Source organism: Variovorax sp. P4_D9 (assembly GCF_056401695.1).
Window position 1 is genome coordinate 1 of the sequence record NZ_JBFUIU010000291.1, and the last position, 10568, is coordinate 10568.

Annotated in this window: 10 protein-coding genes and 2 pseudogenes; 9 read left to right on the forward strand and 3 right to left on the reverse strand. The window is 61.9% G+C overall.

Features of this window, described 5'->3' with window-relative positions; all coding sequences use genetic code 11:
- A pseudogene (locus AC1DY5_RS27215) lies at positions 1-1142 on the reverse strand (hypothetical protein); the annotation flags it as partial.
- Positions 1124-1396 (reverse strand): hypothetical protein, encoded by a 273-nt coding sequence (locus AC1DY5_RS27220; protein ID WP_478116446.1) that lies wholly within the window; start codon positions 1394-1396, stop codon positions 1124-1126. The gene AC1DY5_RS27220 and the pseudogene AC1DY5_RS27215, both read right to left, overlap by 19 nt.
- Positions 1397-3286: 1890 nt before the next feature.
- Between AC1DY5_RS27220 and AC1DY5_RS27225 the strand changes: the two genes are divergently transcribed.
- The 8 genes and pseudogenes from AC1DY5_RS27225 (at position 3287) to AC1DY5_RS27260 (ending at position 9469) form a co-directional block, all read left to right on the forward strand.
- Positions 3287-3484, forward strand: a complete 198-nt coding sequence (locus AC1DY5_RS27225; protein WP_478116464.1) for an excalibur calcium-binding domain-containing protein — start codon at positions 3287-3289, stop codon at positions 3482-3484.
- 112 nt (positions 3485-3596) lie between these two features.
- On the forward strand, positions 3597-3797 hold the full coding sequence (locus AC1DY5_RS27230) for a hypothetical protein (RefSeq protein ID WP_478116448.1): 201 nt from the start codon (positions 3597-3599) through the stop codon (positions 3795-3797).
- A 28-nt stretch (positions 3798-3825) separates the two neighbouring features.
- The gene (locus tag AC1DY5_RS27235) at positions 3826-4500 is read left to right on the forward strand and encodes a metallophosphoesterase family protein (RefSeq protein WP_478116450.1); all 675 of its coding nucleotides are present in this window, start codon (positions 3826-3828) and stop codon (positions 4498-4500) included.
- Between the two features lie 253 nt (positions 4501-4753).
- A pseudogene (locus AC1DY5_RS27240) lies at positions 4754-5188 on the forward strand (HAD domain-containing protein); the annotation flags it as partial.
- A gap of 225 nt (positions 5189-5413) precedes the next feature.
- Positions 5414-6040 carry a metallophosphoesterase gene (locus tag AC1DY5_RS27245; RefSeq protein WP_478116452.1) on the forward strand — a complete coding sequence of 209 codons (627 nt, stop codon included), beginning with the start codon at positions 5414-5416 and terminating at the stop codon, positions 6038-6040.
- Between the two features lie 567 nt (positions 6041-6607).
- Entirely contained in the window at positions 6608-6997 is a 390-nt protein-coding gene (locus AC1DY5_RS27250) for a metallophosphoesterase (RefSeq protein ID WP_478116454.1), read from the forward strand.
- Positions 6975-8072 carry an ATP adenylyltransferase family protein gene (locus AC1DY5_RS27255; RefSeq protein ID WP_478116456.1) on the forward strand — a complete coding sequence of 366 codons (1098 nt, stop codon included), beginning with the start codon at positions 6975-6977 and terminating at the stop codon, positions 8070-8072. Before AC1DY5_RS27250 ends, AC1DY5_RS27255 begins: the two co-directional genes overlap by 23 nt.
- Before the next feature lie 338 nt (positions 8073-8410).
- A complete protein-coding gene (locus AC1DY5_RS27260) occupies positions 8411-9469 on the forward strand; it encodes a DUF3500 domain-containing protein (RefSeq protein WP_478116458.1) in 1059 nt (352 codons plus the stop codon).
- A gap of 159 nt (positions 9470-9628) precedes the next feature.
- Here AC1DY5_RS27260 and AC1DY5_RS27265 read toward each other — a convergent pair whose 3' ends face one another.
- Positions 9629-10048 (reverse strand): hypothetical protein, encoded by a 420-nt coding sequence (locus AC1DY5_RS27265; protein WP_478116460.1) that lies wholly within the window; start codon positions 10046-10048, stop codon positions 9629-9631.
- A gap of 103 nt (positions 10049-10151) precedes the next feature.
- On the opposite strand from AC1DY5_RS27265, the gene AC1DY5_RS27270 reads away from it, so the two are divergent.
- Positions 10152-10454, forward strand: a complete 303-nt coding sequence (locus AC1DY5_RS27270) for a VOC family protein (protein WP_478116462.1) — start codon at positions 10152-10154, stop codon at positions 10452-10454.
- Positions 10455-10568 lie beyond the last annotated feature (114 nt).

Genomic DNA, 10568 nt, shown 5'->3' on the forward strand with positions numbered 1-10568 from the left:
GATCCCGGCGCGTCGGTACCTTGGGTCGAGGGAGCTTCGTCCGAACCGGCTGAGTCCGCTGGTGCTGGAATCTCCGCTGCTCTGTGCTCAGCTTGGTCGCGCTGGTTTTGAGTATCGGCCAGTCCGGGCGCGAATCGTTGGGCCCCCCGAAACGCCCGATCAGATCCGGCATAGTTTGTTTGGATCGTGCGCTTGCGCTTCATGTAATGCCCCATCACCATCGCGGCGATCTCTGGTCCGACGGTTGCCTTCATGTTCGCAGCTGCCGTCGAGCGCGTGTCATAGAGGGAGTATGTCCGACCGTCCGGGAACGCGCGTTCGCAGGCTTTATACAGCGCAGTGCGGCAGCCGTTGTAGTAGCCCTCGAACGTGTGCCGGTCCCCGCTGGCAAGATATTGCTGCAAGTTGCAGAGGTGCGCCTCCACGGCGCCGATCCGCCGGTGGGGCACCTCGATGTCGCGCCAGGCGAGACCAGCGTTGTGCAGTTCCCAGGCACGCAGGCGGCGCAGCTTCTCGATCGCCACGTCGTTGTTGGCGTCCGCCATTGCCTCGGCCTGATCGAAAAAGGCCAGGTTCCTTGAGACCGGTTCGGCTTGGCGCCTCGCGGCTTCAAGAACCGCGGGGACGTTGGGCAAGTCCGCGCGGGCCATCGCTGCCAGGTCGGCATCGGCGCGGTTGAGCAACCGCTCAGGGATGTGGCTCCAGTTGAACTGCGCGTGGCGCTTGAGCTTCGAATTGGGTAGCCGCAGGATGCCGCGGGCGCGGTCGAGCCAGAATGCAGTTTCCCATTCACCGGGCCGGGCGCCAGTGGCAATTCCTGCGATGAGCCAAGCGGTCGTTTTGGCAGCAAAGTCCTGTCGTGTACGTCGGGCGGAGAGGAGTCCGTTTAGAAGAGGGGGAAGATCCTGCTCGGGAATGGCTCGCGCGGACTCGCGGTAGCGCCGCAGTTGGATCGCTTGCGACTTGTCGGTGCGCGGGTTGTAGGCGCCAGCCAGCCTGAGGCCATGCTCCCGAATCTCTGGGGAAAAGCCAAGGTCGGGTTGCTTCAAAGCCCAAACGATTGCCGCGCGATAGGCGCTCTTGGTGCCGATGGCTAATGCCGGATGTGTCTTGAGATACTCGATCAGTTCCTCGATCGACACGAATCCGCGTCCTTGTTCAGTTCCAGGGCCACTCGGTCGATCATCATGAAATACCGCTTGCGATAGTTCACAGCGGTCTTCTCATTGACCGATTGCATGGCGGTCCCGTACCAGTTGCTCAGCGGTTCGATTGGTTCCTCTGCCTGTGAGAGATCCGGATTCGTTCTTGCGTTGAAGCTGCGCGGCGCGGGATGAGTTCTGCGGCGACCCTCGTATGCGCTGAAGGGCTGGTTTTCGTCCTGATTGCGTTCCATGAATTGGTACTTGTTTGCAGGGGCCAGTTGGTGGACTGGGGCCTGTYGAGGTTGTGATTTTTGGAAAGGACGGGCCTTGGGTGGCAGGGCCATCTGCGGGGCCAAGAGGGTGGGACATCTGCCAAAGGGAGCTTGGTCTCTGTCGCGAGTGAATTTGGGAGGACCTCTTCCGACCCGGATTTCCCTCAAATGGCTGATAACAGATAGGAGTCTTGGAAACAGTTCCGGAGAACGGGCTGAAAGTAGCCTCTGCGCACAACTGCTGCTTACGTAGGTAAGCAGCAGTTGCGTGGCTTTTTGCACCCGGTGAGCCGCGCTCAGTTTTCGTTCTCCGGCCAGCGGGCAACTGTTGCTAATCCGTGTAAGCAGCAGTTGACCGTGATGGTTGCCTTCATTTGTGGCGTCTGAACTCTTCTTGGAACTGCTGCTTAGCCAAGTGAGGTGCGGTTGCTCGCGCAGGAACAAACGTACCGAAGCGTCATCCGATGTTGGCTTGCGCGGGCCAACTTCGATTCGATTGCTTGCAAGACGGGAAGAATCTCCAGCAGCCAGCCGCTGTTTGCTGGGCATAGTTAAGTTCCTCGCAAGTCGCCACGCGTCGTTCAATGTTTCACCAGCCACATTTCAGCAGTCATGGAATTCCGCGACACGCGGAGGAGGGCACTCGTTGTCGAGCGCGGGTGTTTCACTGTCGGGGCTGTACTCGCTGGCACTGCTCGAGGTGTCTGGGCGTCCGGCATCGGATGGGCCGGCCTTGGGCCTTGGAATTGGTCACAGTTGGCTCCAAAATCGATCTGACGGAACCAGGGCGGTCGCCCGCTGGCCGGAGCTATCGCCAGGACCTCGCGCACATCTGCGAGCCCGTCAGTTGTTTGAAGCAAGGCTAGGGTTGAGCTGCCATGTTTTGTGAGAAGATTGATTTGGCGACGTCGCGACGAAAACTGATAGGAACGTCGCCAACCGCCGGAAGAGACCGGCTTGAGACAAGCCAGCGCAAGGTCCAAGGTCTCCGTCAAGGTAGACAAGCATGCTCGATCGAACTGTCTGTCCTACTTCGCGTGGACCCGCGCCCAGTTTGTCTGTCGTTTCGGCTTGCTCCGCCGCAACTGGCACCTCTACTGCCGGCGCAACCGCTCATCCGCCAAACCCCTCACGCGGAAGAACTCGGCTGCATCGTTCATCGATCGCTCACTACGCTTCCTTTTGCGCTGCCATCTGTCGCTCCTTCATGTGGTCATGCCCGGCGCGGGATGCATTCCGACCATTGGCCCCATACGTCTCCGGGCCACGCTGGGCGACCGTAGGTGCGGCGACGAAAGTGACCTCTTACGCGAATCGCGCCTGAACTCCGTCCTCCGTCGAAGGCAGGCTTTCCTGGCCGGTGAGCCCACGATCTTGATCGGCGACGGCGGGAACCTGAGGGCGAGCGTGTGCAGTTTTCACGCTCAGGTAGTAGGGGGAGGACGACGACGTACTGGCTTCGAGGCCGATCTGTCCCATGAGCGCAAGGTGGACGAGAGGGGCCGTGGCCGTCGACATGGTAGAGACTTCTACCAACTCTCTACCATCTCTCGACCAAGTCTGCGACGGGGCGGTCGCACGGTAAGTTGGTCGATTGATCTACCAGAGATCAACCAGAGATTTACCAAGTCGCCAGCGCCGGCGACGTCATGGCGGGCAGGAGGGCCCGGCGGAGGAATTTCTGCGAGGTGTGAATGCCTACGCCTAGCGCTCGGAAAGMCCTCCACGTACCGCGCGCGCAGCCGCGGGGCACCGACGGAACACGCTCACCGATCAAGGCGCTTGTCGGCGTCGTGCTCGTGGTGACCATTGGAGCGTTCGGCTATGCGCAGTACCAGCGGCATATCCTTCGGCTTGCCAACTGCGGCGATGGCTTCCCAAGAGACCTTCAGCGCCGACCCCGCGCTGAGCCGTTACCAATGCGACGGACGGACCCACTGCGCGCAATTGACATCATGCAGTGAGGCCAAGTTCTTCCTGAAGCACTGCCCTGGCTCCCAGATGGACGGCAACCACGACGGCGTGCCATGCGAACAGCAATGGTGCACCGGCCCGTTTGCAAAGTAATCCTCGTTTCAAGGGAGCGGTTGGGTGGCCGCCCAGAAGCGGCCCTCATCCTGCCGCCTTGTTGGAATTTCGTGACGCCCGGTGTTGCTTGCTCACCAAGGCTACCGCTAAGATGGAAACGTACATTCCTCCTCATGATCATCAAATTCGTCATGTTGACTCGCTCAACCGCAACCAGCAATCGCGTCGCTATCCACGCGCGTATGGTCTCGCGCATGACGATTTGCACAGGTTCGTCGACCTGCGCCTCGATGCGGGAAGTAGCGGCGATATCGCCTCTCCTCACCCTCGTTTCCAAGTCTTAGGGAGCTGACCGATTCGGCTCCGTCCAGGAGCCCAGAATGGTCAGCAACAAGCAGCAAAGCGAAACCCAGGATACGGCGTTCACGACTCCCCCTGGAGAACTTGGCGCGCCTGTTGAGCTTCACGACCACACGCCAGTTGCTCTACAGGCCCGCTTCCCCTATATGTTCTCGCTCGAAGGGGAGGACCGTCGCCGCGCCTACATCTTCTTGGCCGGCGTCAACTATCTTGTCCGACGACCGGACAAGGTAGTTCACGCCGGCCACGGCGACTTCAAACCTGTGATCGCTGTAGTCGAGCGCGATCGTCCGGAGGCGATTGTGCTGCTTGGAGACCTTCAGGCGCGGCAGCCGCTCCACTTCGAACTGCGCACGATCCGGGAGCTCACGGAGATCTGGTTCATCCACGGCAACCATGACAGCGTCACGGACGCGGACTACGACAACCTGTGGGGATCGGAGCTCGCCGACCGGAACCTGCTGCACGGGCGAGTTGTAGAGATTGTCAGCTACCGAGTTGCAGGTCTCGGGGGCATCTTCAGGGGCAAGATCTGGAATCCTACCGAGTCCAGGGAGAGCGCTCCATTTCCTTCGGTTGAGCACAGCGTTTCATCGATCGCCGCAGGGTGCCGCAGCAAAAGTGGCGCGGGGGAATCTCGCGCCGGCATCGTTCGAGCATCTTTCGCGATGAGTACGAGGCAATGCTCGCGTTGAATGCAGACATCCTCGTTTTGCACGAGGCACCCGCCCCGCCGCGCATCGCTTCGACTTTGAAGTGGTGGACGATCTAGCAATCTCTATGAGGGCCGGGCTCGTGGTGCACGGCCATCATCACAGGAACATCGACTATTTCGCTGAGGGCCTGATGGATACAGAAGTACCGTTTCGCGCCTTCGGCGTTGGCATTGATTCACACTTGACTTGGCCGCTCAATGGAGGATGTCCCAAATGATCTTGTTTCCTCGACTTCGACGGCGTGCTGCACCCGGAAGGGGAGGGACACCTGCCTGACGACGGCACGGACTTCTGCTTCCTGCCGCGCCTCGAAGCGGTGTTGCGCGAGTTCCCGCACGTGAGGATCGTCATCAGTTCGAGTTGGCGCGAGAAGCTCGCCTACAAGACGCTTTTGAAGCCATTTTCCGAGGACATCCGCGCCCGAATCCTCGGCGCTACGCCGCACAAGTGGTTCGGCCTCCCTCACCCGTTTGCCCATCGCGAAGGAGAGATCATCGCTTGGCTGCAGCTTCATGACGCAGTCAATGAGCCATGGGTGGCACTCGACGATGCTGAATGGCAGTTCGATGACTACAAGGACCACCTGGTCGTCTGCGGATCATTCGTCGGCTTCGACGATGCGGCTGAGGCGGCCTTGCGCGCTCATTTTGAAAGGCCTGTCCCATGAGGGTCCTGATCCTCTCCGACCTTCACCTCGAGTTCGGGCACCCCTTCGTTCCGCCGACTGATGGCTACGACGTGGCGATCATCGCCGGCGACATCGCAGTGCCGGYTGCGAACGCAGTCAGCTGGGCCAAGAGCCCATCGACGTTCCCTGGCGCCAAAGGAGTGATTTACGTTCCGGGTAACCAACGAGTTCTATGGCGGCGTCCTCCAGCTGGTCTCCGCCGAAATGCAGCGGGCTGCCGAGGGCTCGAAGGTCCACGCTCTGGACTGCGGCCAGATCGTGGTCGATGGTGTGCGCTTCCTTGGTTGCACGCTGTGGACTGACTTCGCCCTGCGTATCGACTCGCACATCGGACCCTACTCGCATGTGCCTCGGTCGCTTGGGACCTCTCGACGCAGGTTGTCGGACTACCGCGTCATCCGCACCGAGGCGTCYGCCCAGGAACTTGTCGGCGCTACTGGCCGCTACCTCCTCGACCCAGGAGGCGAGCGGAACCATCGACTCCTCACGCCCGAGGACACGCTCGCGCTTCACCAGGCCCAACGGCAGTGGCTGGCCACGAAACTGGCGGAATCTTTCGACGGCCCCACTGTCGTGGTGACGCACCACGCGCCGCACAGGCAGTCTCTGGCTGCGCAGTACGCCGATGACTGGTGCTCCGGGGCCTTCGTCAGCGAACTACCTGATGAGTTCTTCAAGGTGCCGGCGCTTTGGGTCCACGGGCACACGCACACGAGCTTCGACTACCTCGTCGGCAACTGTCGGGTGGTGTCGAACCCGCGAGGCTACCTGTTTTCGAGCCGGCCACCGGAGAACGTGCAGTTCGATCCGGCGCTCGTGGTCGAGGTTTGATGTGCGCCATTGAAAACGTTGCGTTCAATCCTGGACTCGTAGTGGAACTGCAGCGCACCGAACGCGTGAAGAGGACCCGAGATGACCCAAACCCAGAAAGACCCGCCACGCCCCCATCTCACCGATGAGGATCGCAAAACCATCCGCCTTTGTCTCTACGCCACGGCCGCTGAGACCGGCGGCCTTGCTTCGCGAGGGCCAAAGGTACCGGCGCGAGCGCTTGCGGGCAGCAGACATGATCACAGTCGTCGAGGCCGCTTCGCTCATGGGGGTGGATGCTTCGACGATGGCGGCGTGGATCAGTGACGGCCGATGCATTGGGCTTGCTGGTTCAGACGGAACGCTGAAGTTGCCCCGATGGCAATTCGAGCCATCCGCCTGGTCATCGATTCARCTCATCGGGCAATCTCTGGGCACGAAGATCCCTGGCAGATCTTCGACTTCCTCGAGACGCCAGCGCCTACGCTGGAGGGCGTAGCACCGCGTGTGGCCCTCAAACAAGGAACGCCTATCGCTCTCTTCCTGGCTGCGGCCACGGACGATGCGCATTGATCAAATATCAAACTGTTGATCCTCTCTGACCTGCACGCAGAGTTCGAGACCTTCGAGGTACCGAAGGATCTGGACTACGACGTGGCCATCCTGGCGGGCGACATCGTTGCGCCTGGTCGCGTGGTCGCACGCTGGCTGCGAAACCCCGCCCGTTTCGACGACAAGCCGGTGGTGCAGATTGCTGGAAATCATGAGTACTCCGAATCCGTGCTGGACCAGGAAGAAGCGGAGATGCGCCGCCAAGCGAAAGAGCATGGCGTTCACTTCCTTGACTGCGACGAGGTGGCAATCGCGGGCGTGCGCTTCCTGGGCTGCGGACGTTCAGAACCTTGTAGTCAATGCCCGCTTCTGGAACGGGGGATCGATGTGGTTTCCATCCGCCTTGGATGCCGGCATTGGCACTGATGCCGAGTCCACCATCGATCGAAGTCCGCTCTCCGGCGTCGAATCTGTGTTCTCGACCATCGGCTATCGGGTCGTGAAGACTCGATCGACACGTTCAACTGGACAGGCGTTGCGCCAGCAAACCGCAATCCACATGCTCTGCAAAGGCGTCCTCCGGCTTCGCGCGGAGACCGATACCACTGGGTCCCGCGTGGTCGTTCCCAGTTGCCCCGAACGGGTCGAGAATGACGGCGTGTTTTCGCTGTTCATCGTCCAAAATGCAATGCGGCGTGCCCTGGCAGACGGTGCCCTGCAGCCGATCGAGACTCAAACCATCGTCCTCGACAGCGATGGCGCCCGGTTCGTCTTGCGCACGGTTTCGAGCCTCGCGCTCAAGGACAAGGCGCGCCATGTCGCGGCGACCGGGGATCCGCTCGGCGACTACGACTCTTCTCTGTTCGTAGGCGACCTCGCGCCTTCGCACTACGTTCTGCTGAACAAGTTCCAACTGCTTGCCGGCCATGTGCTACTCGTCACCCGCAGCTTCGAACGCCAGGAGCGCCTCCTTACTGTTGAGGATTTCGCGGCGTTCATCACTTGCTTGAGCGAGGTCGATGGGCTCGGCTTCTACAACGGGGGCGTCGAAGCCGGGGCCAGCCAACGGCACAAGCACCTGCAACTTGTGCCGCTCCCGCTCTCACGCGAAAGCCCGGACGAAGTACCGATGGAGCGAGTGCTCGCCAGCGGCTCGCGGCTGCCGTTCAGGCATGCGTTCGCACTTCTAGCGCCGCAAGCGACCGCTCCCGAGTTGCATGCCCTCTATCGCGAGTTGCTTCATCGGTGCGGCATTTCTGCTGTTGCCACCGAAGAGGGCGAAGTTCAGTCGGCACCTTACAACTTGCTGATTCGCCGAGGCTGGATGCTCGTCGTGCCGCGTTCGCGCGCATGCTTCGAATCGATCTCCGTGAACGGGCTCGGCTTCGCTGGCTCATTGTTCTTGCGTTCGCAAGAGGAACTGGACCGCGTCCATGCAATAGGGCCGATGCAGGTGCTGCGCGCGGTTGCGATGCCGCAGGACGTGCCTCATGACGCATGACCGAACATTCGAGACCGAAGGACAGCAAAGGGTCGTGCCTGAGCATCGAGGTCAACGGTGCACTGGAGCTTGGCGAGCACTTCGGGCTTCGCGGAAGACTTGACCCGTAGCCACGGGTAAGCCAGAGATCTGCTTGGAACAAAGGGCGGCATGTGGCCGTAGCCCTGGGCGAATCCGAATAGGTGCCAGCCGACAACCGCTTCCACTGCATATCGGATCCTCGCCGCCGCCCCCACCTTTTGTGCCATCGCAAGTGCCATGACCCGCCACTCGACTCGCCTCCCCAACTCAGGCATTCTTGCACCCGTTTCTTGGTCATCTCACGCAGAAAGACTAACATGCTGCTGCGCACTCTCTCCGCCTGGATGGCCTGCTGGACCTTGCTCGCCGTGGCGCCTCCTGCCGCCGCCGCGGCCGACACCAGCCGCGCGGCGCAGGCGATGACGGCTGCGGCGCGGGCGCTGCTGGAGGCGACGTCGGCGCGGCAGCGGCCGGAGCTGATGCTGCCATTCACGCTCGAGGCGCGTGGCGATTGGAACTACACGCCGCGTAGCCGGCCCGGTATGGCGTTCAGGACCATGGAGGACGCGCAGCGCCAGGCAGCGCAACAGTTGCTGGCCGCGGCCTTGTCGGAGCCAGGGCTGGTCAAGGTGCAGGCCATCATCGCCCTGGAGATCGCGCTGCGCGAGATCGAAACCTTCGGCCCTGCGCGCGACCCGGAGAACTACGCCATCGCATTGTTCGGCACGCCGGACGCCACTTCGCCCTGGGGCTGGCGTATTGAAGGGCACCATCTCTCGCTGCACTTCACGCTGGCCGACGGCCAGGTGGTGGCCACGCTGCCGCAGTTTTTGGGTGCCAATCCGGCGCAGGTGCCGCGCGACATCACCGACAAGGGCCCGCGCAAGGGCCAGCGAGCGCTGGGCGAGGAGGAAGACCGCGCCTTTACGCTGCTGGCTGCTCTCTCGCCGGCGCAGCGCCAGCAGGCCATCTTCAGTGCCCGGCCGTTCGGTGACATAGTCACGCGCAATGCCGCCCAGCTGGACTCATTGGCACCTGTGGGCGCGGCCTTCAGCGCCATGGACGCAGCGCAGCAGGCCTTGCTGCTGCGCATCATCGAGTCGCTGGCTTCGGTGGCCGAATCGTCGTTGGCGCAGCAGCGACTGGAACGCGTGCATGCGGGCGGCCTGGAAGGCATCCGCTTCGGATGGGCCGGCGCCACCGAGCGCGGCCAGCCGCACTACTGGCGCATCCAGGGCGCGCGCTTTCTGATCGAATGGGACAACTCGGGCGGCAACCACATCCACAGCGTGTGGCGCGATTTCGAGGGTGACTGGGGGCGCGACGTGCTCGGCGAACACTACCGCCGCGCGCGCGCAAGCAGCCACCGGCACTGAGTGTCGTGTCCTGCCAGCGTCGACTTGGCTTGCCTCCGTTGGGCCGGAGGTTACTGTTTACCGCAGCAGGGCCTCGCAAAGTTCGAAGGCCGTCGACAGCCTTCACCGAATGCTGGTTCAAACGTTGCGCCACTTCGGACGTTGAAGCATGCACCATCGTCAGGAGCGGCAGCCTGCCGTGCAGGTGATGGACTTCACCGTGGAAGACGATGCGTGCGAGTTGGCTCTGCGGTCTGCACGGAGTCCAGCCAGTTCGCGCTCGACGTCACGCGGCTTCCGATGATGGCACCTTCGCGGGGGACTGAAGTCGCTCGTGCTCGGCAGATGCGGGAAGCGATGGCCGGTCGCTTCGGAGCCAGCAACATTTCCATGCTGCAGCACATAGCCTCGGTGCGCGAGGCGCAAGGCGTGGTGGGCGTTCTGTTCGACGAGCAGGATTGACACGCCATCCTTCCGGTTGATCTCGTGAATGATCTCGAAGATCTTGCGGATATAGATCGGGGCGAGGCCGAGCGAAGGCTCGTCGAGCATCAGTGTCACGATCTCGCCCTCTCGCACCTGGAGGTCGATGCCGCGCAATGCGTGCACGGGACCATACTGCACATGCACTATTACGAATCGTTGGGTGTCGCACCTTGGGTCGATTTCCCTTCACTGGAGGCGTTTCGCCCCGAGCTGGAATGTGGATGCCTTCATGGGTCTGAGGTGTCGCTTCTGCAACCTGGAGAATATCCAGTTGCAGCTGTGCGAGCCGGGCCCGGGAGCGAGCGCGCAGCGCGCATTTCTCGACACACATGGTGAAGGCGTGTTTCATCTCGGGTTTACGGTTCCCGATCTGGACATGGGGGAGGCGGACGAAGCGACGTTGGGATTGAGCCCGTGGATGCGGGGCAGGTTGCCGGATCGAACTGGCTTCACTTACTTCATCACGCGTGACCAAGGCGCGGGAGTGACTTTGGAAATTCGCGCGAACCGGCCTGCGTAACAATCCAGGGCCGAATGGAGGGGCGCGGCTAAGGGCTCACGCTAACGATTCCCGCCGCAGACGCCAGCGTTACCGCGCCGGCCCGGGGGCAGGCGCGTGGACGTTCGAGAACGT